Annotated in this window: 16 protein-coding genes and 5 tRNA genes; 10 read left to right on the top strand and 11 right to left on the bottom strand. The window is 75.5% G+C overall.

Annotated features, from left to right (window positions below; translation table 11 throughout):
- Positions 1–37 precede the first annotated feature (37 nt).
- Entirely contained in the window at positions 38–886 is an 849-nt protein-coding gene (locus ACH4TG_RS25850) for a MetQ/NlpA family ABC transporter substrate-binding protein (RefSeq protein ID WP_398244885.1), read from the top strand.
- Between the two features lie 96 nt (positions 887–982).
- Here ACH4TG_RS25850 and ACH4TG_RS25845 read toward each other — a convergent pair whose 3' ends face one another.
- A complete protein-coding gene (locus tag ACH4TG_RS25845; RefSeq protein ID WP_398244884.1) occupies positions 983–1,771 on the bottom strand; it encodes a class I SAM-dependent methyltransferase in 789 nt (262 codons plus the stop codon).
- 184 nt (positions 1,772–1,955) lie between these two features.
- On the opposite strand from ACH4TG_RS25845, the gene ACH4TG_RS25840 reads away from it, so the two are divergent.
- From ACH4TG_RS25840 to ACH4TG_RS25820, 5 genes are all read left to right on the top strand, one after another.
- The gene (locus tag ACH4TG_RS25840; protein WP_398244883.1) at positions 1,956–2,630 is read left to right on the top strand and encodes a GNAT family N-acetyltransferase; all 675 of its coding nucleotides are present in this window, start codon (positions 1,956–1,958) and stop codon (positions 2,628–2,630) included.
- A 133-nt stretch (positions 2,631–2,763) separates the two neighbouring features.
- Positions 2,764–4,014: a precorrin-6y C5,15-methyltransferase (decarboxylating) subunit CbiE gene (cbiE, locus tag ACH4TG_RS25835; RefSeq protein ID WP_398244882.1), complete on the top strand. Its 1,251-nt coding sequence runs from the start codon at positions 2,764–2,766 to the stop codon at positions 4,012–4,014.
- Between the two features lie 342 nt (positions 4,015–4,356).
- Positions 4,357–8,499, top strand: a complete 4,143-nt coding sequence (gene cobT, locus ACH4TG_RS25830; RefSeq protein ID WP_398244881.1) for a nicotinate-nucleotide--dimethylbenzimidazole phosphoribosyltransferase — start codon at positions 4,357–4,359, stop codon at positions 8,497–8,499.
- Positions 8,500–8,827: 328 nt separating this feature from the next.
- Complete coding sequence (gene cobA, locus ACH4TG_RS25825) at positions 8,828–10,045, top strand: uroporphyrinogen-III C-methyltransferase (protein ID WP_398244879.1); 1,218 nt, start codon at positions 8,828–8,830, stop codon at positions 10,043–10,045.
- 6 nt (positions 10,046–10,051) lie between these two features.
- A complete protein-coding gene (locus ACH4TG_RS25820) occupies positions 10,052–10,882 on the top strand; it encodes a TrmH family RNA methyltransferase (protein WP_398244878.1) in 831 nt (276 codons plus the stop codon).
- Here the strand turns inward: ACH4TG_RS25820 and ACH4TG_RS25815 are convergent.
- A complete protein-coding gene (locus tag ACH4TG_RS25815; protein WP_398244876.1) occupies positions 10,854–11,543 on the bottom strand; it encodes a response regulator in 690 nt (229 codons plus the stop codon). The two genes, ACH4TG_RS25820 and ACH4TG_RS25815, sit on opposite strands and share 29 nt — an antisense overlap.
- Positions 11,540–12,859: a sensor histidine kinase gene (locus tag ACH4TG_RS25810; RefSeq protein ID WP_398244875.1), complete on the bottom strand. Its 1,320-nt coding sequence runs from the start codon at positions 12,857–12,859 to the stop codon at positions 11,540–11,542. The genes ACH4TG_RS25815 and ACH4TG_RS25810 overlap by 4 nt, the downstream gene beginning before the upstream one ends.
- Positions 12,860–13,071: 212 nt before the next feature.
- Here ACH4TG_RS25810 and ACH4TG_RS25805 point away from each other — a divergent pair, with 212 nt between their 5' ends.
- Both ACH4TG_RS25805 and ACH4TG_RS25800 read left to right on the top strand, forming a co-directional pair.
- Positions 13,072–13,761: an ABC transporter ATP-binding protein gene (locus ACH4TG_RS25805; RefSeq protein WP_398244874.1), complete on the top strand. Its 690-nt coding sequence runs from the start codon at positions 13,072–13,074 to the stop codon at positions 13,759–13,761.
- A complete protein-coding gene (locus ACH4TG_RS25800) occupies positions 13,758–16,130 on the top strand; it encodes an ABC transporter permease (RefSeq protein ID WP_398244873.1) in 2,373 nt (790 codons plus the stop codon). Before ACH4TG_RS25805 ends, ACH4TG_RS25800 begins: the two co-directional genes overlap by 4 nt.
- An 80-nt stretch (positions 16,131–16,210) precedes the next feature.
- On the opposite strand, the gene ACH4TG_RS25795 is transcribed toward ACH4TG_RS25800, so the two are convergent.
- From ACH4TG_RS25795 to ACH4TG_RS25785, 3 genes are all read right to left on the bottom strand, one after another.
- Entirely contained in the window at positions 16,211–17,323 is a 1,113-nt protein-coding gene (locus ACH4TG_RS25795; RefSeq protein ID WP_398244872.1) for an acyl-CoA dehydrogenase family protein, read from the bottom strand.
- Complete coding sequence (locus tag ACH4TG_RS25790; protein WP_398244871.1) at positions 17,320–18,525, bottom strand: acyl-CoA dehydrogenase family protein; 1,206 nt, start codon at positions 18,523–18,525, stop codon at positions 17,320–17,322. The genes ACH4TG_RS25795 and ACH4TG_RS25790 overlap by 4 nt, the downstream gene beginning before the upstream one ends.
- Positions 18,526–19,576: 1,051 nt before the next feature.
- On the bottom strand, positions 19,577–20,770 hold the full coding sequence (locus ACH4TG_RS25785) for a protein kinase (RefSeq protein ID WP_398244870.1): 1,194 nt from the start codon (positions 20,768–20,770) through the stop codon (positions 19,577–19,579).
- 232 nt (positions 20,771–21,002) lie between these two features.
- Between ACH4TG_RS25785 and ACH4TG_RS25780 the strand changes: the two genes are divergently transcribed.
- Positions 21,003–21,236 (top strand): hypothetical protein, encoded by a 234-nt coding sequence (locus tag ACH4TG_RS25780; protein ID WP_398244869.1) that lies wholly within the window; start codon positions 21,003–21,005, stop codon positions 21,234–21,236.
- Between the two features lie 1,443 nt (positions 21,237–22,679).
- A complete protein-coding gene (locus ACH4TG_RS25775; protein ID WP_398244978.1) occupies positions 22,680–23,510 on the top strand; it encodes a phosphotransferase family protein in 831 nt (276 codons plus the stop codon).
- 80 nt (positions 23,511–23,590) lie between these two features.
- Here ACH4TG_RS25775 and ACH4TG_RS25770 read toward each other — a convergent pair.
- From ACH4TG_RS25770 to ACH4TG_RS25750, 5 genes are all read right to left on the bottom strand, one after another.
- Positions 23,591–23,662: transfer RNA gene (locus tag ACH4TG_RS25770), tRNA-Val, on the bottom strand.
- A 20-nt stretch (positions 23,663–23,682) separates the two neighbouring features.
- Positions 23,683–23,754 (bottom strand) — tRNA-Val (locus ACH4TG_RS25765).
- A gap of 44 nt (positions 23,755–23,798) precedes the next feature.
- Positions 23,799–23,870: transfer RNA gene (locus ACH4TG_RS25760), tRNA-Val, on the bottom strand.
- A gap of 1 nt (position 23,871) precedes the next feature.
- Positions 23,872–23,945 (bottom strand) — tRNA-Cys (locus tag ACH4TG_RS25755).
- A gap of 35 nt (positions 23,946–23,980) precedes the next feature.
- Positions 23,981–24,053 (bottom strand) — tRNA-Gly (locus ACH4TG_RS25750).
- Positions 24,054–24,098: the final 45 nt, after the last annotated feature.

The raw sequence follows: 24,098 nt of genomic DNA, 5'->3' as shown, positions 1-24,098 counted from the left end.
CACCCACGGCACCACCCACAAGAAAGAGGCACTTTTCGTGCGTACCACCGTGAAGTACACCGCCGTCGCCCTGGCCACCGGAGCGCTCGCGCTCGGCCTGACCGCCTGCGGCTCCGGCTCGTCCGGCTCCTCTGCGTCCGGCGACACCTCCGGCCCGCTGGTCGTCGCCGCGAGCCCCACCCCGCACGCCCAGATCCTGGACTTCGTCCGGGACCACCTGGCGAAGAAGGCCGGGCTCGACCTCCAGGTCAAGGAGTTCTCCGACTACGTCCTGCCCAACACCGCCACCGAACAGGGCGAGGTCGGCGCCAACTTCTTCCAGCACAAGCCGTACCTGGACGACTTCAACAAGAAGAACGGCACCCACATCGTGCCGGTCGTCGACGTCGAACTGGAGCCGCTCGGCCTGTACTCGCACAAGATCACCTCGCTCGGCGCGCTGTCCGACGGCGCGAGCGTGGCCGTGCCCAACGACACCACGAACGAGGCGCGGGCGCTGAGCCTGCTCGCCGACAACGGCCTGATCACGCTCAAGCCCGGCACCGGGCAGACCGCCACCCCCGCCGACATCGCCTCGAACCCCAAGCACCTGAAGTTCAAGGAGCTGGAGGCCGCGCAGCTGCCGCGTTCGCTGGGCGACGTGGACGCCGGCGTGGTCAACGGCAACTACGCCATCCAGGCCGGGCTCAACCCGTCCAAGGACGCGCTGGTCCTGGAGAAGGCCGCGGGCAACCCCTACGCCAACTTCCTCGCCGTGAAGAAGGGCAACGAGAACGACCCCCGCGTGCGCAAGCTCGCCGAGCTGCTCAACTCGCCCGAGGTGAAGACGTACATCCAGGACACCTTCAAGGGCGCGGTGATCCCCGCGTTCGGCAAGGCCGCCTGACCGCAGCCGGCGGGGCCGGGCGCCGCGAAGGCCCCGCCCGCACCCCCTGGCGCGCAACGGGCCCGTGCCCGCCGCACCCCGCGGCGGCACGGGCCCTCAGCCGTACCGCAGCCAGTACACGTCCGTGGTGTACGGCAGGTCGATCGCGTCGCTGCCCCCGCTCACGCCGTGCGCCTCCAGCACCGCCTCGACCTCGGCGCGGACCCGGCCCTGTGCGGCCGGGTCCAGCACGGCTATGTGGCTCGACGACATCATCCGCTCCACCACGTCCTCCACGGTCGTGCGGTGCGGATTGGGCCAGTGCCGCTCCTCCACCGGACCCCAGCCCTTGCGCTCCTCGAACGCCTCACGCCAGCCGCCCGGTTCACCGGGGCGCGCGGCCAGCGGCGGGCTCGGCAGGTCGCGCGGCGCGAGCCGGAAATAGATGTCCTGGTAGTCCCGCACCCACGGAACGGACGTGTCGTAGGTGTTCCACACCAGCGCCAGCGCGCCACCGGGCCGCAGCAGCCGCTCGACCTCCGCGACCGCATCGTCCGCCTGGAACCAGTGCCACGACTGGGCCGCGACCACTGCGTCCGCGCAGTCCTCCCGCAGGCCCGTCGACTCCGCCGTGCCCGCCGTCACCGCCACCCCCGGCAGCAGCTCCGCCAGCCGCTCGCGCATCTCCCGTACCGGCTCCACCGCGAGCACCTCGGCGCCGGTCAGCGCCAGCAGCCGGGTGAACTTCCCGGTCCCCGCCCCGAGGTCGACCACCGTGCGGCCCGCCTCCAGCGGCAGCGCGTCGGCCAGGGCCGCGACCGCCGTGATCGGATAGGAGGGCCGCGAGCGCTCGTAGACGCCCGCCGCCCGCTGGTAACCGACTCCTGCTGCGTGGTGCACTGTCACGCGGGCTGACGGTAGCAGCATCGGATGACGTCCACGGATACCCGACCTGACCGGCATTCCCCCTACTCTGGAAGGGCGTTCGCCACCGTACGGCCACCGCACCCGCGGCGGCCCTGCCCGGACGGCGCCGCGCATGATGCTGCATGCTGTGCAATCCACACATGCCCTGGTTACGGAGCAGCGAATGACAGCCACCTTCCCGGACACCACCGTCAGCACCGATCGCCTGGTGCTGCGCCCGTACGAGGAGGCCGACATCCCCGCGCTCGTGGAGATGATGAACGACGAGCTGGTCACCGCCTGGACCGGGGTGCCGCATCCGTACACCGCCGAGGACGCCCGCGACTTCGTCACCCGGGCCGCCGAGGCCGAGCGCACCCAGGGCCGCGGCCTGGTGCTGGCCGTCACCGAGTTCCTCACCCAGCGGCTCGTGGGCACCGTCACCCTCCAGCGGACCGACTGGCGGATCCTCGGCACCGAGATCGGCTACCTCACCGCCCCCTGGGCCCGCGGCGAGGGCTACGCCAGCGAGTCCGTGCTCGCCGTCTGCCGCTGGCTCTTCGACGAGCAGGGCTTCCAGCGCGTCGAACTGCGCACCGCCGCCGACAACACCGCCTCCCAGCAGGTCGCCCAGAAGATCGGCTGCGTCAGCGAGGGCGTGCTGCGCGGCGCCGGCCTGGTCCGCACCCGCGCCGAGGACAGCGCCCCCGGGGAGGCCGGCGGCTGGACCGAGACGCGCACCGACCTGCTGGTGTGGAGCCTGCTCCCCGAGGACCTCGACGACGCCCCGGAACCCGGTTCCGACGCCGACCTGTACGACGCCCGCAGCGACTACGGGGCCTACGCCGACTGGCGCTGACCGCGCCGTCCCCGCCGCCGCCCGCCCGGGTTAGGGTTCTCACCCGGGCCCTCCGCCGCGACCTGCCGGAGGATCCCGCCCCCTCATCACAGGGACCCGCAGCGATCCGCACACGGCATGGAGGCAGACGACGATGGCCGACCGGGTCACCGTGATCGGATGGGACGGCACGCCCCCGTCCGACCCCGCCCGAGCCGCGCTGAGCGCCGCCACCCTCGTGGCCGGCACCCGCCACCATCTCGCCCTGCCCTACGTGCCCGCCGGAGCCGAGCAGATCGTCCTCGGCAGCATCGAGATCGCCGCCCGGCGGATCGCCAAGCACCGCGGCACGGCTGTCGTGCTCGCCGACGGCGACCCCGGGTTCTTCGGCGTCGTCCGCGCCCTGCGCGCCCCGGAACTCGGCCTGGAGATCGAGGTGCTCCCCGGCGTCTCCGCCGTCGCCCAGGCGTTCGCCCGCGCCGGGATGCCCTGGGACGACGCCCGCGTGGTCGTCGCCACCCGCCGCAGCCTGCGGCGCGCCGTCAACGTCTGCCGCGCCTACCCCAAGGTCGCGGTGCTCACCTCGCCCGGCGCCGGCCCCGCCGAACTCGCCCTGCTGCTCACCGGCGTCCACCGCACCTTCGTCATCTGCGAGGCGCTCGGCACCGACAGCGAGCAGGTCACCGTCCTCACCTCCGACAAGGTCGCCGACCACATCTGGCGCGACCCCAACGTGGTGCTGGTCATCGGCGGCACGACCTCCTCCGCCTCCTCCGCCGCGCCGTCGCGCTCGCTGCGCTGGGGCGACCCGCAGCCGGGTGCCGCCAGCCGCGTCGGCGGCTGGATCGCCGGCCGCGACCCTGGCTTCCCCGGGGACGTCCGCGGCTGGGCCCTGCCGTCCGGAGAGTACGGCGGCGACGTGCCCGCGCAGGTGCGCGCGCTGCAACTGGCCCGGCTCGGACCGCGCACCGGCGACCTGGTGTGGGACATCGGCGCGGCCGACGGCGCGGTGGCCGTCGAGGCGGCCCGGTTCGGCGCGGCCGTCATCGCGGTCGAACGGGACTCCGACGCCTGCGACTGGATCACCGCCGCCGCCCGCGGCCACGGCGTCCAGGTGCACGTCGTCCACGGCACAGCCCCCCAGGTGCTGGAGGACCTGCCCGAGCCGGACGTGATCCGCATCGGCACCGCCGACGCGGCGGTCACCGCCGCCTGCGCGGCCCGCAGGCCCGAGCGGATCGTCACCTCCGCGGCCAACCGCGACCAGGCGGAGGCGGTCACCCGGGCACTGGAGGAGGGCGGTTACGACGTCGAGCGCTCCCTGGTGCAGTCGGTCGAACTGGGCAGCGACTGGACCGAACGGGCGCGCGCCGTCACCTTCGTGCTGAGCGGCACCCGGCGCTGACCCGCGGACCGGTCCCGCACCCACCGGCCGGGCCCCGTACGGCAGTTGGCGCGGCCGCCGCCAACCCTTCGTGGTCTAGCACGTTTCCGCTGGTCGCGCGGGGAAATGTGGGCATCGTGTGAGATACGTCCCGAGGTGCGGACGATGGAGCGGACGGCCTCCCACAGCGGGGTAGGCTGACGGATCGTTGTGCCGTCGCCGTACGTTGACGGGCCGTCCAGCTGTTCGGGCCGTCGGGCGCCGACGTGCCGCAGCCCTGGCACGCTCGTTGTTGTTTCCAGGGGCTGCGGCGCGGGGCGGTACGGCGGCTGGAAGGACGAAACCGATGGGCGAGGGGCACGCATGACGGACACCGGTCAGATCCCCGGCGAGGGGCTGCCGGAGAACGGCGTCGGGGAAGCGGGTCTCCCGCCGCACACCGGCCTTGACGGCAACGGCGTACCGCAGCAGGCCGGCTGGGGCGCGGACCCACTGGCGGACCACGGTGCCCCCGGGCCCGCCTACACCTATCTCGACCAGCCGCCCGCGGGACCCGGACTCGAGGACGAGGACGACGGCCTGCTGATGCCCGGCCCGCAGGGCGCGTGGACCGAGTCCCCGTCCGCCTCGTTCGAGCCGCAGCCGCACCTCGCCCAGCCGCACCTTGCCCAGCCGCACTTCGCCCAGGCGCAGCCTCCGGCCGCCGCGATGGCGCAGCCCGCGACGGTCCCCTCCGTGGTCAACGTCATCTCGGTCGAAGTGCCCACCGAGGTGCCGGTGGAGACCCCCCACCTGCAGGTGCCGCCCGCCCCGCCGCGCCGCCAGCTGCACATGGGCCCGTCCGTGACCGACACCCCGTCGGGCGGCGTGTCCGTGCGGTCGCTGGCCGACCGCGGCCCCGCCGTCACCACGCAGGGACCGCCCACCTCCGGCCCCGAGTACCTCGACGTGCCCCGGGACGAGGCGATCCCCGCGCAGCAGACCGCGGAACCCGTCGCCACGGAGTGGCCCGTGGCCGGTGGACCCTCGCTGGTCTCCCTCATCCCGCACGCCGACAGCGTGATCCCGGCCCAGGCGCCGGCGCCCGCGGTCTCCGAGGGCCAGGGCATCCCCGCGCCCTCCGCCCAGGCCGCACCCGCCGCCCCGGCCCCCGGTTTCGTGCCCGCCCCCGCCGACGGTCCGCAGTTCGCCGGGCAGCCGGGCGTCCAGGCCGGGCAGCCGGGCGCGGTCCCGGCCGCGCCGGCCGGTGCCGAGGCCCTGCCGCCGGTGCCGGCCGCCGGCGGTGCCGCGTTCCAGCAGGTCGCCAACGGCCCTGCCGTCGCGGGTGGTTCCGCCGAGCAGGGCGGCGCGGTGGCCTTCGTGCCGGGCGCCCCCGAGGGCGTACCGGCCCACGCTCCCGCCGCGGCTCCCGAGCAGCAGGGGACGCCCGAGGCCGCCGCTCCTGTGGTGGGCGAGCCCGTCGCGACGCCGGGCCCCGCCACTGCCGCCGTCCCCGTCGCGCCCTCCCCGGCCGGCGTCAACGGCACGCAGGTGCCGGGCGCCGCGCCGGCCGCCGGGCCCGTGGCCGCCGCCCAGGTGAACGGTGCCGCCGTGCAGCCGGTCACCCCCGTCCTGCAGATGGTGCCCGCGCCTGCGGGCCCGCAGTCTCCCGCCGCGACCGGCCCGACGACCGCGGACGCCGCGGGCGTTCCCGGCGCGGTGCCGCAGGTCGGCCAGGGCCAGCCCGCGGCAGGTGCCGTCGCCGAGACCGTGGTCGTGGCCGGCGCGGAGCCCGCCGTGGCCGCAGGGCCGAACACCCTTGCGGGACAGACCTCTTCGACGGCCAACACGCCCGAGGGCGAGCCCGCTCCCGCTGCCGGTGCCGTGCCCGGTGAGCCCGAGCCCGTGGCCGTTCCCGTCGCCGAGGCCGTTCCGGCGGCCGACGTCCCGGACGCGGCCGCGCCGGAGAGCGCGGAGCCGGCGGCCGTTCCCGTCGAGACCGCGGAGGCCGTTCCGGCGGCCGGGCCCGAGGCCCCGGTCATGGCCGACGCGGAGCCCGCCGTCGCCGCGCCCGAGGCCGCCGCGATCGCCGAGGCCGTCCCGGGTGCCGAGCAGACCGGGCAGACCGGCCCGGCCGCCGTCGCGACGCCGGAGGCGGACGCCGCCGCGGAGGCGAACACCCCTGCGGCGCCTGGCGGTTCGCCCGACGCGGCACAGGAAGCGCCGTCCGCGCCCGCGCAGGCCGGGACCGGCCGCCGCCGCGGTCCGGCGAAGGAGGAGCAGCCCGCCACCCCGTCCGCCGAGGACGCGGCCGACCAGGTCGCCGATGCGGAGACCGCTGCCGCCGTCGCGCCGGTCGTGGCCGAAGCCGCCGCTGCCGCCGCGCCCGCGCCGTCGCGGGGCCGTCGAGGCCGTCGTGCCGCGGCTCCCGCCGCGGCTGCGGCCACCCCCGCCGCCTCTGCCGCGGCCACCGAGCAGCAGCCCGCCGAGGGCACGGAAACCGCGAAGTCCGCTGATTCCGCGGAGACTTCGGCGCCCGACGCCGAGGCCGCGACGGTGGAGGCCGCGGCCGTGGACGCTCCGGCCGCCGACGCCCCCGCCACCGGCGAGGCCCCGGACACCGAGGAGCCCGCGGAGGCGACTGCCGGCGAGGAGCCCGCGGCCGGGACCCCGGCCGAGCCCGCGCCCGCCGCGGAAGAGCAGCCCGCCGCGGAAGACCAGCCTGCGGCCGAAGAGCAGACCGCGGCCGAACAGCAGACCGCGGCCGAAGAGCAGACCGCGGCCGAGCCGCAGCCCGCCGCGGAGCCGTACGACCCGGCCGTTCGCGACGCCGTTCACCGCGTCATCCGCGAGCGGCGCGACATTCGCAACGGCTTCCGCTCCGACCCGATCCCGCACGAGGTGCTGCTGCGCGTGCTGGAGGCGGCGCACACCGCGCCGAGCGTCGGCCACTCCCAGCCGTGGGACTTCGTCGTGATCCGCTCCGAGAAGACCCGCGAGCGGATGCACGCCCTGGCCATGCAGCAGCGCGAGGCCTACGCCAAGTCGCTGCCGAAGGCCCGCGCGCGCCAGTTCCGCGAGCTGAAGATCGAGGCGATCCTCGACACGCCGGTCAACATCGTGGTGACCGCCGACCCGACGCGCGGCGGCCGGCACACCCTGGGCCGGCACACCCAGCCGCAGATGGCCCCCTACTCGTCCGCCCTCGCGGTGGAGAACCTGTGGCTCGCCGCCCGCGCCGAGGGCCTCGGCGTCGGCTGGGTCAGCTTCTTCGACGAGCGCCAGATGGTCGAGGCACTCGGCCTGCCCGAGCACCTGGAGGTCGTGGCCTACCTGTGCATCGGGTACGTCGACGAGTTCCCCGAGGAGCCGGAGCTGATGCAGGCCGGCTGGTCCCAGCGGCGCCCCCTTTCGTGGGTGGTGCACGAGGAGGAGTACGGCAACCGGGCACTGCCCGGCGAGGAGCCGCACGACCTGCTGGAGGAGACGCTGCGCGGCATCCGCCCGCTGGATGCCAAGGCGCTCGGCGAGGCGTGGGAGCGGCAGAAGCGGATGACGAAGCCGGCCGGCGCGCTGGGCATGCTGGAGATCATCTCCGCGCAGCTGAGCGGGCTGTCCCGGAAGTGCCCGCCACCGATCCCGGAGCCCGCGGCGGTGGCCGTCTTCGCCGGCGACCACGGCGTGCACGCCCAGGGCGTCACGGCCTGGCCGCAGGAGGTCACCGGTCAGATGGTGGCCAACTTCCTGGGCGGGGGCGCGGTCTGCAACGCGTTCGCCAACCAGGTGGGCGCGGAGGTGTGCGTCATCGACGTCGGCGTCGCCTCCGAACTGCCCAGTACCCCGGGGCTGCTGCCGCGCAAGGTGCGGCCCGGCACCGCGGACTTCACCGCCGGTCCCGCGATGACGCGGGAGGAGACGCTGCGCGCGGTGGAGGTCGGCATCGAGACCGCCCGTGATCTGGTGGCCGCCGGCAACAAGGCGCTGCTCACCGGCGAGATGGGCATCGCCAACACCACCGCGTCGGCGGCGCTGATCGCCGTGTTCACCGGCGTGGACCCGGCCGAGGTCACCGGACGCGGCACCGGCATCAACGACGAGATGCACGCGCGCAAGATCGAGGTCGTCCGGCGGGCGCTGGAGCTGCACCGGCCCGACCCGTCCGACCCGATCGCCGTCCTCACGGCCGTGGGCGGCCTCGAACACGCGGCGATGGTGGGCCTGTTGCTCGGTGCCGCGGCGCTGCGGACGCCGGTGATCCTGGACGGTGTGAGCGCGGGGGCGGCGGCGCTGGTGGCGCGGGCGATCGCGCCGGAGGTGCTGGCGGCGTGCATCGCCGGGCACCGCAGTGCCGAGCCGGGGCACATGGCCGCGCTCACCACCCTGGGGCTGCGGCCCCTGGTGGACCTCGACCTTCGCCTCGGCGAGGGGACGGGGGCTCTGCTTGCTCTTCCGCTGGTCCAGAGTGCGGCTCGGGTCATGCACGAGGTCGCGACTTTTGATGCCGCGGGCGTCACGGAAAAGGGCTGACGCTTTTCCTCTGGGTTCCGGGGTTTCCGGGCTGCGCCGCGGTGGCTGGGGTGCGTTGCGGTCCGCGGTCCGGTGGTCTGCTGGTCGCGCTGTTCCCCGCGCCCCTGTTGTGGCCGGCCTTGTCGCCAGGGTGCGCCCTTCAGGGGCGCGGGGAACTGCGCGACCAGCCGGCCACCGGCTGAAGGTCCGGGAACGGGGGTCGGGGCTGCCCGGTCGGTGAGCAGCCGGCCACCGGCTGAAGGTCCGGGCACGGGGTGGGCGTGGGGTGCGCGGGGGAAGCGCACCCGTAGGGTGAGACATGAGCAGGCCGGACATAGGAGAAAGCACCGTGCAGGAAGACGCCCCCGCGTACCCGGTCGGGCTGCGGCTGCAGGGCCGCCGCGTGGTCGTGATCGGCGGCGGCCAGGTCGCCCAGCGGCGCCTGCCCGCCCTCGTGTCCGCCGGCGCGGACATCGTCCTCGTCTCACCGGGCGTCACCCCGTCCGTGGAGGCGATGGCCACCGCGGGCGAACTGCGGTGGGAGGCCCGGCCGTACCGGGACGGCGACCTGGAGGGCGCCTGGTACGCCCTCATCGCGAGCACCGACGCCGCCGCCAACGCCGCCGCCTCCGCCGAGGCCGAGGCGCGCCGGGTGTGGTGCGTGCGCAGCGACGACGCCGAGGCGGCCACCGCCTGGACCCCGGCCACCGGCCGCACCGAGGGCGTGACCGTGGCCGTGCTGACCGGCCGCGACCCGCGGCGCTCGGCCGCCGTACGGGACGCCGTCGTCGCCGGGCTGCGCGACGGCAGCCTCGTCGCGCCGCAGCACCGGGCGCGTACCGCGGGCGTCGCCCTGGTCGGCGGCGGCCCCGGCGACCCCGACCTGATCACGGTGCGGGGCCGCAGGCTCCTCGCCGAGGCCGACGTGGTCATCGCCGACCGGCTCGGCCCGCGCGACCTGCTCGACGAACTCCCGCCGCACGTCGAGGTGATCGACGCGGCGAAGATCCCGTACGGCCGGGCGATGGCACAGGAGGCCATCAACGCGGCGCTCATCGAGCACGCCAAGGCGGGCAAGGCCGTGGTCCGGCTCAAGGGCGGCGACCCGTACGTGTTCGGGCGCGGCATGGAGGAGGCCGAGGCGCTCGCCGAGGCGGGCGTCGCGGTGACCGTGGTGCCCGGGATCTCCAGCTCGATCAGCGTGCCGGGCGCGGCCGGGATCCCGGTCACGCACCGGGGCGTCGCCCACGAGTTCACCGTCGTCAGCGGGCACGTCGCCCCCGACGACCCGCGGTCGCTGGTCGACTGGCCGGCGCTGGCGCGACTGCGCGGCACCCTCGTGCTGCTCATGGCGGTCGAGCGGATCGGCGCGATCGCCGACGCCCTCGTCGCCGCCGGACGGCCGTCCGGCACCCCGGTCGCGGTGATCCAGGAAGGCACCACCGCGGCCCAGCGCCGGGTGGACGCGACGCTCGCCACCGTCGCGCGGACCGTCGCCGACGAGGGTGTGCGGCCGCCGGCGGTCGTGGTCATCGGCGACGTCGTCACCGTCGCGCGGCACGGGTGAAGCGCGGTGGCTGACCCCGTCGCCGTCGACGACCCGGACGACCCGCGGCTGGCCGACTACACCTCGCTCACCGACGTCGAGCTGCGGCGGCGCCGCGAACCCGCCGAGGGCCTGTTCATCGCCGAGGGCGAGAAGGTCATCAGGCGGGCGCTGGCGGCCGGTTACCGTATGCGCTCGCTACTGCTGTCGGCCAAGTGGACCGACGCGCTCGGCGACGTGATCGCCGCGACCGACGCCCCGGTGCACCTGGTCGACCCCGCGGTCGCCGAGCAGGTCACCGGCTACCACGTGCACCGCGGCGCGCTCGCCTCCATGGAGCGCAAGCCGCTGCCCGCACCGGCCGAACTCCTCGCCGGCGCACGGCGGGTGGCGGTGATGGAGGCGGTCAACGACCACACCAACATCGGCGCGATCTTCCGCAGCGCGGCGGCGCTCGGCATGGACGCGGTGCTGCTCACCCCGGACTGCGCCGACCCGCTCTACCGGCGGTCGGTGAAGGTGTCGATGGGCGCGGTGTTCTCGGTGCCGTACGCGCGGCTGGAGCGGTGGCCGCACGACCTGGACGGCGTGGTGCGGGCGGCCGGCTTCCACGTCCTGGCGCTGACCCCGGCGGCGGACGCGGTGGACCTGACGGCGCTCGCCCCGCCGGAGCGGCTGGCGCTGCTGCTGGGCGCGGAGGGCCCCGGACTGACCCGGCGTGCCCAGCAGGCGGCCGACACCCGGGTGCGGATCCCGATGAGCAACGACGTGGACTCGCTGAACGTGGGCGCCGCCGCGGCCGTCGCCTTCTACGCGGTGGCCCACCCGGTCAGCCGGCCGGATCGGACCCCGGAGTGACCAGCCCGGTCTCGTAGGCCACCACGACGGCCTGGGCCCGGTCGCGCAGGTTCAGCTTCGACAGGATCCGCGCCACATGGGTCTTCACCGTCGCCTCGCTGAGCTGGAAGGCCGCCGCGAGTTCGGCGTTGCTCAGGCCGGTGGCCAGCAGTTCCAGCACCTCCAGCTCGCGCGGGGTGAGCGCGGCCAGGTCGCGGTGCCGGGTCGCGGTGCCGGCGTCCCGCACCGCGAACCGCTCCACCAGCCGCCGGGTGATCGCCGGCGCCAGCAGCGCGTCGCCGGCCCGCACCATGCGGACCGCGGCCACCAGGTACTCCGGCGTGACGTCCTTGAGCAGGAAGCCGCTCGCGCCGGCCGCCAGCGCCGCGTACACGTACTGGTCGAGGTCGAAGGTGGTGAGGATGACCACCCGCGGCTCGTCCGCGGCCCCGGTCAGGATCCGCCGCGTGGCCTCCAGCCCGTCCAGGCCCGGCATCCGGATGTCCATCAGCACCACGTCCGGCCGGTGCCGGCGGACCGCCTCCACCGCCTGCTCGCCGTCGGCGACCTCGGCCACGACCTCCATGCCGTCGGCGGCCAGGATCATCCGGAACCCGGTCCGCACCAGCGCCTGGTCGTCGGCGATCACCACACGAAGACCCGCCTGGTCCTGCCCGCTCACACGCCCCCCACCGGGATCACCGCTCTGACCCGATAACCGCCGGTGATACGCCGGCCCGCCTCGAGGGTCCCACCATAGACGGCCAGCCGCTCCCGCAACCCCAGCAGGCCGCGGGCGTTGCCGCCGGCCGCGGACGGCGAGCTGGCGCCGCCGGTGTCCGCGACCTCTATCCGCAGCTCCTCGGCCAGGTGCTCCACGGTGATCGTCACCGAGGCGCCCACCGCGTGCTTCACGGTGTTGGTGAGCGCCTCCTGCACCACCCGGTACGCCGCCAGGTCGACGCCCGGCGGCAGCGCGACGGGCGTGCCCGACACCACCAGGTCGACCGGCACCCCGGTGTCCCGGATCCGCCCGGCCAGCACCGCCACCTGGTCAAGTCCCGGCTGCGGCGCCAGATCCACCGCGTCCGTCATGGTCAGCAGGCCCATCACATGGCGCAGTTCGGACATCGCCGCGCGCCCGCCCGCCTCCACCGCGAGCAGCGCCTCCCGGGCCTGGTCGGGCGAGGTGTCCATCACCTTGCGGGCCGCGCCGGCCTGCACCGTCATCATGCTCACGTTGTGGGTCACCACGTCGTGCAGCTCGCGGGCGATCCTGGCCCGCTCCTCCTCCACCGCCTGCCGGGTCGCGACCGCCTGCTCGGCCTCCAGCGCGGCCATCCGCTGCCGCCAGGTGTGAAGGGTGTTGGCGGCCAGACCCAGCGGCACCAGCATCAGGAACGGCACGAACCCCGGCGAGAACTCCGGGACCGTCCGCTTGTAGAAGCCGAGGACCAGGACCGTGCCGGTGCCCAGACACCACGTCAGGGCCCGCCGGTTGCGGCTGTACATCGCCGCGCTGTACGCCGCGACCAGGCAGGACGCGAGGGTGAAGAACGCAGTGCCGCCGGTCTCCGCCCCGGGCACCCGGCCCAGGTGGTAGACGAGGGTCGCCCCTATCACCAGGCAGAGCGCGGTCAGCGGCAGCCGGCGGCGCACCACCAGCGGCGCGGCCGTCAGCGCCGCCAGCACCATCAGCCACCACGGCGGCGGGATCGCGTGCAGGAACGCCTGCGGCCACGCGGGGACCGGGCCGTGGTGGGGCGGCACCGGCGGCCGAGGCGGCGCGGGCAGCCGGGGCGGCGGCCCGAACGGCGGCACGAACCCCACCATCCGCCCGCTCTTGCTCGTCGCGTCGACGGTGCCGGCCGCGAGGCACGCCGCGAGCACCGCGTCCGCCGCCCACGCCCAGCGCGTCGGGCGCTGCGGCCGGCCCACCGGCATCCGCAGCACCTCCCGCAGCGCGCTCAACCGCGCGACCACATCAGCCCTGTTCACCGGGACAGTGTGCCAAGGCGCCGGGCGCCGGCACATCCCACCGGCGGGCGGCGGCGGGGCACCGGCGTACACCGGCCGCGTACATCCGCAGGATGACGCCGCGCGGGGTCCGCCCGGCACGGTAGCGACGGTCGTCACGCCGGGCGACGCGCTCCTTGCGCACCGCTCCCTACCTTCGGCACGTACCGAGCCGAGTGCCACAGGAGGACCGCGTGACCGCGCCGATCATCGAGATCCGGGACGTGAGCAAGAGATACGACGACGGGCCGGCCGCGCTGGCCGGCCTGTCGCTGACCGTCGCGAAGGGCGAGGCGCTGGCCGTCCTCGGGCCGTCCGGCAGCGGCAAGTCCACGCTGCTCAACATGATCGCCGGACTCGACCGGCCGACCGAGGGCAGCGTCACCGTCGCCGACGCGCGGGTGGACCGGATGTCCGAGACCGCGTCGGCGCGCTTCCGCCGCGAACGCATCGGCATGGTCTTCCAGTTCTTCAACCTGCTGGACGACCTGACCGTGCTGGACAACGTCCTGATCCCGGCCCAGCTGTCCGGCGCCGGCCGGGCCGAGGCCCGCGACCGCGCCGCCGAACTGCTCGACAACCTCGACATCGCCCGGCACGCCCGGGCCTACCCGGGGCGGCTGTCCGGCGGCGAGCGCCAGCGGGTGGCCGTGGCCCGCGCGTTGATGAACCGGCCCGCGCTGCTGCTGGCCGACGAGCCCACCGGAGCCCTGGACTCCGCCTCCGGCGCCGAGGTCCGCGAACTGCTCGCCGAACTCAACGCCGACGGCCAGACGATCCTGCTGGTCACCCACGACCTGGCGCTCGCCGAGTCGTGCGCGACGCGCACCATCGAACTCGTCGACGGCCGGATCGCGCGCGACGAGCAGGCGGTCGCCCGATGAGCGCGCTCGGCAAGGTGGTGCGGGCCGGCGTCGGCCGGCGCCGGGTGCAGAGCCTGGTGATGGTGCTGACCACGATGATGGCGGTGACCGCCTCCGTGATGGCGACCGCACTCGTCGTCGCGTCCCAGGCTCCGTTCGACCACACCTTCGACAAGCAGCACGGCGCGCAGCTGGCCGCGGCGTTCGACGGCGGCAAGGCGAGCCGGGAGCAGATCGCGGCGACCGCGCACGCGCACGGAGTCACCGACGCGGCGGGCCCGTTCCTGCTGCTGTCGCTGGCCGTGCGGCCGCAGCCGCCCGAGGGCATGCCGGCACCGCCGGCCGACCCGGTGCTGTCCATCGCCGGCCGGGCGGCGGCCGCGGGCCCGGTCGACGATCTCACCGTCGTCTCCGGCCACTGGCCGACCGGGCCCGGCCAGATCGTGGTCACCGACGGCTGGGGCCCGCCGGGCGTGCTCGGCAGCACGCTGCACCTGCCCGGGGTGCCGGGCGATCCGGCGCTGACCGTGGTGGGCACCGCCCGCTCCGCCACCTCCACCGCCGACGCCTGGGTGACGCCCGCACAGGCCGCCACCCTGACCCGGCCGGGCAGCACGCCCTCCTACCAGATGCTGTACCGGTTCGGGACGGCCGGCAGTACCGCGGCGATGACCGCGAACCGCGCCGCGGTGAGCGCCGCGGCCCCCGCGGGCTCGCTGCAGGGCACGCAGTCCTACCTGGTCGTCCGAGCGACCGCCAACCGGCAGACGGCGACGTTCGTGCCGTTCGTCGTCGCGCTCGGGGTGCTCGGGCTGGTCATGTCGGTGCTCATCATCGGCATCGTGGTCAGCGGCGCGGTCAGCGCCGGCACCCGCCGCATCGGCATCCTGAAGTCGGTCGGCTTCACCCCGCTCCAGGTCGCCCGCGCCTATGTCGGGCAGGCGCTGATCCCCGCCTCGATCGGCACGGCGCTCGGCATCGTGCTGGGCAACCTGGCGGCGGTCCCGCTGCTCGCGCAGGCCCAAGGGGCGTACCAGTCCGGCGCGTTGGCGGTCGCCGGCTGGATCGACGTCGCCGTGCCGGCCGCGGTGCTCGCCCTCGTGGTGGCCAGCGCGCTCGTGCCGGCGCTGCGCGCGGGCCGGCTGCGCACCGTCGAGGCCCTCGCCATCGGCCGCACCCCGCAGGTCGGCCGCGGGCGGTGGGCCGCCCGGCTGGCGGGCCGGCTGCCGCTGCCCCGGGCGTTCAGCATGGGCCTGGCCGGCCCGTTCGCCCGGCCGGCCCGTTCCGCGATGATCGCCGCGGCGATCGTCTTCGGCGCGGTCGGCGTCACCTTCGCCTACGGTCTGGGCGCCTCCCTCAACGGGGTGCAGCGCGGCATCAACCTCGACATGCCGGGACAGGTCGGCGTCGACCCCTTCCCGTCGCACACCGGCACGCCCGGCGGCAAGCCGGTCGCCCCGTCCCGGCAGGCCGATCCCGCGGCCGTCGCCCGCGTCATCGCCGAACAGCCCGGCACCAAGGGCTACTTCTCCAGCGTCTTCACCGACGTGCACTTCCTCGGCGTGTCCGACGCGGTCACGGCCGTGGCCTACCGCGGCGACTCCTCGTGGGGCGCCTACCAGATGGTCTCCGGGCGCTGGTTCACCCGGCCCGGGGAGGCCGTCGTCGGGCACCGGTTCCTGCAGGCCACCGGCACCCGGGTCGGCGACTACACCACGCTGGACGGCGACGGGCGCACCACCCGGGTGCGGATCGTCGGCGAGGCCCTGACCACCGGCGACGGCGGCATGCGGGTGCTCACCGACGCGGCCACCCTGGAACGCGCCGGCATCACCGTGCGCAGCGCCATGTTCAGCATCGAACTCAAGCCCGGGACGGACCGGGACCGCTACATCGCCGCGCTGAACAAGGCCCTGGACCCGGTCGGAGCGAGCGCCCAGGCCCGGCAGGGCCAGATCAGCGCGACCGTGGTGGCCATCGACGCCATCACCGCCATCCTGACCCTGATGCTGGTCCTCGTCGCCGGCCTCGGCGTCCTCAACACGGTCGTCCTGGACACCCGCGAACGCGTCCACGACCTCGGGGTGCTCAAAGCCCTGGGCATGGCACCGCGGCAGACGGTCGGCATGGTCGTCACCTCGGTGGCCGGGATCGGCGCCCTCGCCGGGCTGGTCGGCGTCCCGCTGGGCATCGCCCTGCACGACGTCATCGTGCCGAAGATGGGCGACGCCGCCGGCACCCGGATCCCGCCCGTCGACATGGCCGTCTACCACGCGCAGCAGCTCGTCCCGCTGGCCTTCGGCGGCCTGCTGATCGCCGTCCTCGGCGCTCTGCTCCCGGCGAGCTGGGCCGCCAGGACCCGCACCGCCACCGCCCTGCGCACCGAGTAGCCGGACGGCGGCCGGTTCGGAACCGCACCTGCCGCCGCGGGGCCGTCGATGCGGTCCCGCGGCGGGCCGTCCGGGGCGGGCTACCCCGCGGCGGGCAGGCCGACCAGGGCGCCGAGCGCGGCCCGGTGCCGGCCCGGCGTGCCCAGCGCGATCTCGTCGGCCTTGGCCCGCTTCAGATACAGGTGCAGCGGGTGCTCCCAGGTCATGCCGATCCCGCCGTGCAGCTGCACGGCCTCCTCGGCGGCGTGCACCGCGACCCCGCTGACGTACGCCTGCGCCACCCGGACCTCGACGCCCGCCCCGTCGCCGCCCGCGGTCAGCGCGTCGGCCGCGGCCCGCGCCGCCGCCCGCGCCGAGACGACCTCCAGCCACAGGTCCGCCAGACGGTGCTTCAGCGACTGGAACCCGCCCACGACCCGCCCGAACTGGTGGCGCTGCCCGAGATAGCGGACCGTCTCGTCCAGGCACCACTGCGCCACCCCGAGCTGCTCCGAGGCCAGCAGGCCCGCCCCGGCCAGCAGTGCCGCGTCGAGCGCCGCGGCCGCGTCCCGCGCGGGAAGCGGCCGCCCCTGCACGCCGTCCAGCCGCACGTCGGCCAGCGGGCGCGTCAGGTCCAGCGACACGAAGCGCTCCACGACCGCGTCCGCCGCCGCGACCCGGTACAGCGTGGGCCCGTCGGGACCCAGTGCCGGGACGACCAGCACGCCGGCCGTGACCGCGTCCGCGACGCTCGTCACCGCGCCGCTCAGCCGCCCGTCCGCATCCGCCCGCACGCCGGCCGGGAAGTCCCCGCCGGGCGCCGACGACAGCGGCACCGCGAGCGCCGCGGTCTCCGCTCCGGCCGCGAGCCGCGCGAGCAGCTCCGCCACGCCTGCGTCCTCGGTGTCGCAGCCCAGCAGGGCCGACGTCGCCAGCACCGCGCTGCCCAGGAACGGCACCGGCGCCACGGCGCCGCCCAGCTCCTCCAGCACCACCGCCGCCTCGCGCGCCGATGCGCCCTGGCCGCCCAGCTTCTCCGGCACCAGCAGCCCGGCCAGCCCCAGATCCGCCGCCAGCACCCGCCACAGCGCCGGGTCGTACGGCTCGCCGCCCTCGACGCGGCCCAGCACCGCACCCGGCGGGCAGTGGTCGGCCAGCACCTCGCGGACCGCGGCCCGCAGGTCGTCCTCCACCTCGGAGTACAGCAGGTTCATCGGGGCAGGTCCTTCCAGGCGACGTCCTTGTCGGTACGCGGTTCAGCGGGCAGGCCCAGCACCCGCTCGGCGACGATGTTGCGCAGGATCTCGGAGGTGCCGCCCTCGATCGAGTTGCCCTTGGCGCGCAGGTAGCGGTAGCCGGCGTCCCGCCCGTAGAAGTCGACCTTCTGCGGCCGGACCATCGTCCAGTCCCCGTACCGCAGCCCCTCCTCGCCGAGCAGCTCCACCTCGAAGCCGCTGACCCGCTGGTTGAGTTGGGCGAACGCCAGCTTCAGGCCGCTGCCCTCCGGCCCCGGCGCGCCCGAGGCCATCTGCTGCCTGACCCGTTCGGCGCCCAGCCGGGTCACCTCGGCCTCCACCCACAGGCCCAGAAGCCGGTCGTGCAGTTCGGGGGTGCGCAGCTCCGGGCGCTCCCGCCAGGCCGCCGCCACCGGGGCGATCATGCCGCCCTCCCGGGGCAGTGCCAGGCCGCCGATGGCCACCCGCTCGTTCATCAGCGTCGCCTGCGCGACCCGCCAGCCGTCGCCCACCGCGCCCAGCCGGTGCGCGTCGGGGATCCGCACCCCGGTCAGGAACACCTCGTTGAACTCGGCCTCACCGGTGATCTGGCGCAGCGGCCGCACCTCGACGCCCGGGTCCGTCATGTCGCACACGAAGTAGGTGATGCCCTGGTGCTTGGGCACGTCCGGGTCGGTCCGGGCGATGAGGATCGCCCAGCGGGCGTTGTGCGCGCTGGACGTCCAGACCTTCTGGCCGTCCACGACCCAGCCGTCGCCGTCGCGGACCGCCCGCGTGCGCAGCCCCGCCAGGTCGGAACCTGCGCCCGGCTCGCTGAACAGCTGGCACCACACTTCCTCGCCGGTCCACAGCGGCCGCAGGAAGCGCTGCTTCTGCTCGGCCGTGCCGTAGCGCAGGATCGTGGGCGCGGCCATGCCCAGGCCGATGCCGATGCGGCGCGGGTCGTTGTCCGGCGCGCCCGCCGCGGCCAACTCCGCGTCCACCACGGCCTGCAGGGCGCGGGGTGCGCCGAGCCCGCCCAGCCCCTCCGGGAAGTGCACCCAGGCCAGGCCGGCGTCGAACCTGGCCCGCAGGAAGTCCAGCGGGTCGCCGCCCGACGGGTCGTGCGCCGCCAGCAGCGCCCGCACGCGGCTCCGCAGCGTCTCTTCCGTGACGGGTGTCCCTGCCTCTGCGTCCGCCATGCGGCGCCGTCCTTCCGTCCGGGGTTCCTTCCCCACCACCTAAGCAAGCGCTTATTAACCTAACGGACAACCCGCCCTCCCCGCCACCCTTCCCTCCTCCCGGTTCGCCCCCGAGAGCGCGCTGCCGGCTGCGCCGTGCGTGGCGGGGTGTCCTGAGGGTGCGTTGCCGTCTGCGACGTGGCCGGGTGGCTGGGCGCGGAGTTCCCCGCACCCCTGGTCCCCTCAGGGCGGGGTTCCGGGGTGCCCCCGGGGGTGCGCTGCCGGGTGCCGCGCCGCTGTGGCTGGTCGCGCTGGGGGCACCTCCCAGGCGAAGCGCTGGGGGACCCCGCGCCCCTTGCGGGGTTCTGGGGTGCCCCTTTGGCGTCATTGCCGTCTGCAGCGTGTGCTGTGGCTGGTCGCGGAGTTCCCCGCGCTCCTGGTGCATCGCCCCTGCGGGGCGGGCAGCCGGGGTGCCCCGGGCGGTGGGTTGCCGGGTGCGTGGTGCGTGGGTGGCTGGTCGCGCAGTTCCCCGCGCCCCTTCGGCAACGGGGGTGCCTCTTGGGCGTCGTTGCCGTCTGCGGCGTGGCTGGGTGGCTGGTCGCGGAGTTCCCCGCACTCCTGGTCCCCTCGGGGCGGGGTTCCGGGGTGCCCCCGGGGGTGCGCTGCCGGGTGCCGCGCCGCTGTGGCTGGTCGCGCTGGGGGCACCTCCCAGGCGAAGCGCTGGGGGACCCCGCGCCCCCATGGGTGACCCTCGTCCTCATTCCTCCCGCAGACGGGGGCCGGTCGGGAGGGGACGGTGCGGGAGTGTCCCCGCAGGAACTGTGCACACACCCGGGCACGTTCGCGAAAGAAGCCGCACGCACAGTTCCGAGGAGACACTCCCGTGGCGGCCCCGACCCCACCCACCGAAGGTGCACCGCCAGGGGCGCGGGGAACTGCGCGCTCAGGCGGGACGATGCCCGCAGACGGCAATGGCGCCCAGGGGGCACCCCGGGAGCCGCAGGGGGGCGCGGGGAACCGTTTGACGGGGGAGCGCGTCCGGGGGCAGCCCGGAAGCGCACCCACGGCCACGCTAAAAGTGATGGCACCCCTGGAGCGCCGCGATACAGACCGCAGCCAGCAGAGTGACCGTCACAAAGACGAAGAGCCGCTGCCGCATCAGCCGCCGCGAAGCCCCGGGCCGCCCCACAGGAGTGCGGACCGGCGTCCGCGCAGCCGGCGTGCGGGAGGAAGAACCCCGCGCCGGAGTACGCGCACCCTGCCGGGGGACCGGCGTCCGCGCCGAAGCCCCCCGCGGCACCGTCGCGGAAGCGCCGGGCGCGGCCCCCCGCTGCGTCCGCTGCTGCGCGTACTCCTCGGCCCGCCGCCCGACCGGCCGCTCCGGCCGCGGCCCCGCCGCCTTAGGGATGCCGTCCCGTCGCGGCGGCGCCGCCGCCCCGATCCCGCGCGCCTCACGCGCCGCGATCTCCCCGAGCCGCTCGGCCAGCTGGACGGTGCTCGGCCGCTCCGAGGGATCCTTGGCCAGGCACGCGTAGACGAGCGGCGCGAGAGCGTCGGGAACACCCGCCAGATCCGGCTCCTCGTGCACCACCCGGTACAGCATGACCTCGGAACTGCCCTGCCCGAACGGCGAGTCCGCCGTCGCCGCGTACGCCAGCGTCGCGCCGAACGCGAACACGTCGGTGGCCGGCGTCACCGCCGCCCCCCGCACCTGCTCGGGCGCGAGGAACCCCGGCGAGCCCACCGCCGTACCCACGTGCGTGAGCGTGCTCGCGCCCGTCGCCCAGGCGATGCCGAAGTCGATGATGCGCGGGCCCTTGGGGGAGAGCAGGATGTTCGACGGCTTCAGATCGCGGTGCACCACGCCCGCCTCGTGCACCGCCACCAGCCCCTCGGCGAGCGCCGCGCCGATGGACGCGGCCTCCGCGGCCGGCAGCACCCCGTGCTCGGCGACCTTGTCGTGGAGCGAGGGACCGGGCACGTACTGCGTGGCGAACCAGGGGCGTTCGGCCTCGAGGTCGGCGGCCACCAGACGCGCGGTGCAGCCGCCGCGGATCCGCCGGGCCGCCGACACCTCGCGGGCGAACCGCGACCTGAACTCCTGGTCCTCGGCCAGCTCCGGCCGGATCACCTTGAGCGCCACCCGCTGCCCGCGCTTGTCCGCGCCCAGGTAGACCACGCCCATGCCGCCCGCGCCCAGCCGCCGGTGCAGCCGGAACGCGCCGACGACCCGCGGATCCTCGCGCCGGAGCCGCATCATCGCCATGTTCTGTCCGTCCCCTACCTCCGGCGGTGGGGAGGCCCCACTCCGCTGACTGGCCGGTCCGGCCGCCCACAGCTTACGGACTCACCTGCCCGCGCGCGGTGAAGGCCCGCAGGCGACGGGCCGTGAATTGTCAGTGGCAGGTGGGAATCTGGACTGTGGGAGCGGGCCCGCGCCACCGCGCCGGGTGCTCCCCGACGCACCAACGGACCGTCTGCCGAGGGGGAGTGACGCCGTGAAGGGTGACAGGGTCGAGATCGTGGTGGACGCGGGGGACACCACCCGCACGTACGAGGTGGTGGCCACCCGCGCCGGCCGCCGGGTGGAGATCGCGGTGCGCCGCGGAGTGGTGGAGGTGAGCGAGGTGACCCGCAGCGGGACCGTGGTGCGCACCGCCCGCTTCATGGCGAACCGGGTCCTCGCGCTCGTCGAGCAGCCCGTGCCGAGGGAGGACGAAGCGGCGGGCTGAGGGGCGGTGCCGACACGCCGGGCCGGGGTGCCGGGGTGAGCCCGCAGGACTCAGGGATCACCCTGGGGACCTAGGTCTCCTCCTCCACCCAGGGGAGTACCCGGGGTGTCGTCCGTCATCCTCCGGGAGGCCCGTAAAGCCGTACGAGGGGGTGACGACCGGGGGCCGTGGCGCCGCCTAATGTTGAGGTCAAGCGGCGGGCGAAGCACTCGTCCCCCGAGGTCAAGCGTCCGCCGCTCCCAAAGACGTCGTCTGCGGCCGGCCTGATGGGGCAGCGAAAACTTGCCCCAGGCCCGGAAGAGCGGTCCGGGCCGGGGACACACCGGCATCACCCCGTGGGGACGGGGGTAGCGGACGACTGCGGTTGCCCGGGTATCAGCTGATACCCGGGCATTACGCTTTTCCCGGAGTGATGCGAGCCGCCGTCCCCGCAGGGCGGCCCGTGCCCCGCCCTGCGGGCCACCGGGCGGACCGGAACCCACCGCGAGCCCCTCGGCCAGGGGCGGGGGAGCGCACGTGCCTTCAGCAGACCCGACGTCCCCGCCGCCCGCCGCGCCCTCCGCCGCGCCTCCGTGCCCGGCGGACACCGGGGCGGCCCCGCCGGAGGAGCGTCCGCCGGACGCGCCCACCGAGGTCCGCCTGGGGGAGTACGCGCCCGGCCCGCCCCCAGCCGGGACCCGGCACGCCGCCCGCGGCCTCGTCCGGGGCCTGGCCGCCATCGCCGCGGCCGCCGACGCCGAACACGCGCAGGCCGCGCCCGTCCCCGCCGAGCGCACGCAGGCCGCGCCCGTCCATGCCGAGCACGTGCCGGCCGCGCCCGTCCCCGCCGAACACGCCCACGCCGAGCAGGCGCAGGCCGAGGGCTCCGACGTCACCCGTCCCCGTACCGCGCCCGTCCCCGTCGAGGCCCGGGGTGCGCACCCCCAGGGCGGCCCGGTCCACGCCGAGGACCCCGACGCCGAGCACCCCCAGATCGGACGCCCCCAGGCCGCGCCCCGGACGGCCCCGCACGCGGCCGTGCCCGCCCCCGCCCCCGCACCCGCGCACCGAGGTTCCGCCCACCTCTGCGAGGAACTGCTCCCGGACGGCCCCCGGCCCCAGGGACGACCCGCACGTCCCGAGGTGCCCCGGCGCACCCTCCGGCAGGAGCACGCCCTCGGGGGCGGGACCGACCCGGGCGGGGAACGGCACGAGCGGCCACCCGCGGCCGGCCACCCGCACCCCGGGGCACCCGAAGCCGCCCCCGCCGCCCCGGCCGGTGGGCCGGCGGGTGCGCGTCCGTCCGCCGGCGGTGGCGGCTCGCCCGCCCCCACCGTCCCCGCCCCTCCGGCCCGCGGGACGTCCGGCCCGCAGGAGGTCCCGCAGGCCCCGCAGCTCCCGCAGCTCCCGCAGCTCCCGCAGGTTCCGGCGGTTCCGGAGGTCCAGGCCCCGGGCGGCCACACGGTGCTGGCCGAGCGCCGGGACGGCACCGTCGTGCGCGTCGGGGGGACGGTCGCCAAGGCGCACCCCGTGGACAGCGTGCCGGGCGACCTCGCGCAGCGGCTCGCGCTGGCCGGGCATCCGCGGCTGCGCGGCATCGTGCTGGCGCCGCGGGCGACCGGGGCGGAGCTGGGCGGGCGGGCGGTGAGCGTGTGGCCGTACGGGGAGCCGGTCGACCGGCGGCAGGCCCAGGCCGCGCCCTGGGAGGCCGCGGCCGTGCTGCTGGCCCGGCTGCACACGGTGCCGCTCGGCGAGATCGGCGGGCCGCTGCCGGAGATGCGCGGCCCCGCGAAGGCGGCCCGCGCCATGGCCAGGCTCGGCGCCCTGCCTGACTCAGAGGACGCGCGCACCGTGCGGGCCGCATGGCGGATGCTGCCGCCGTGGGCCAGGGGCGAGCAGCCCTACCGCGGCCGCCGGGCGCTGTGCCACGGCGACTGGCACCTCGGGCAGCTGGTCCGCCATCCCTCGCCCGACGGCCCGTGGCTGCTGATCGACGTCGACGACCTGGGCGTGGGCGATCCGGCCTGGGACCTGGCGCGGCCGGCCATGTGGTTCGCCGCCGGACTGCTGCCGGGCGAGGCGTGGGCGCGGTTCCTCGCCGCGTACCGGGCGGAGGGCGGTCCCGCGGTGCCCCCGGCCGGTGACCCCTGGCCCCAACTCGACGTCCCCGCACGGGCCCTGGCCGTGCAGACGGCCGCGATCGCGGTGGCCAAGGCGGCCCGCGACGGCCGTGACCTGGACCAGGCGGAGTCCGAACTCCTGGGCGCCTGCGCCCGGATCGCGCAACTGGACTGAGTACGCCCTTGCGCACAGGGGGAGTTGAGAACGGCGGAGGGCCGGAAGCGATCGCTTCCGGCCCTCCGCCGTACAGTGCGTGGACGATACTGGGATTGAACCAGTGACCTCTTCCGTGTCAGGGAAGCGCTCTCCCGCTGAGCTAATCGTCCGGGATGGTGCCGATGATGCGTGCGCGATACTGGGATTGAACCAGTGACCTCTTCCGTGTCAGGGAAGCGCTCTCCCGCTGAGCTAATCGCGCGGGACCTACGCCAGGACCTCCGGAGTGCGACCCCGCAGACCCAGTGGACGATACTGGGATTGAACCAGTGACCTCTTCCGTGTCAGGGAAGCGCTCTCCCGCTGAGCTAATCGTCCTTGGAGGTGGAGACGGGATTTGAACCCGTGTAGACGGCTTTGCAGGCCGTTGCCTCGCCTCTCGGCCACTCCACCACGCAGCAGGGGTCCCGGGAGGATCCCCCACATCGAGCGGACGACGAGATTCGAACTCGCGACCCTCACCTTGGCAAGGTGATGCTCTACCAACTGAGCCACGTCCGCCTGTTGCCTCGGAACTGGTTCCTCGGCGACGGGTTGAACTCTAGC

Source organism: Streptomyces sp. NPDC020917 (assembly GCF_044333795.1).
Lineage (GTDB): Bacteria > Actinomycetota > Actinomycetes > Streptomycetales > Streptomycetaceae > Actinacidiphila.
This window is presented reverse-complemented; position numbering and strand designations above follow the sequence as displayed.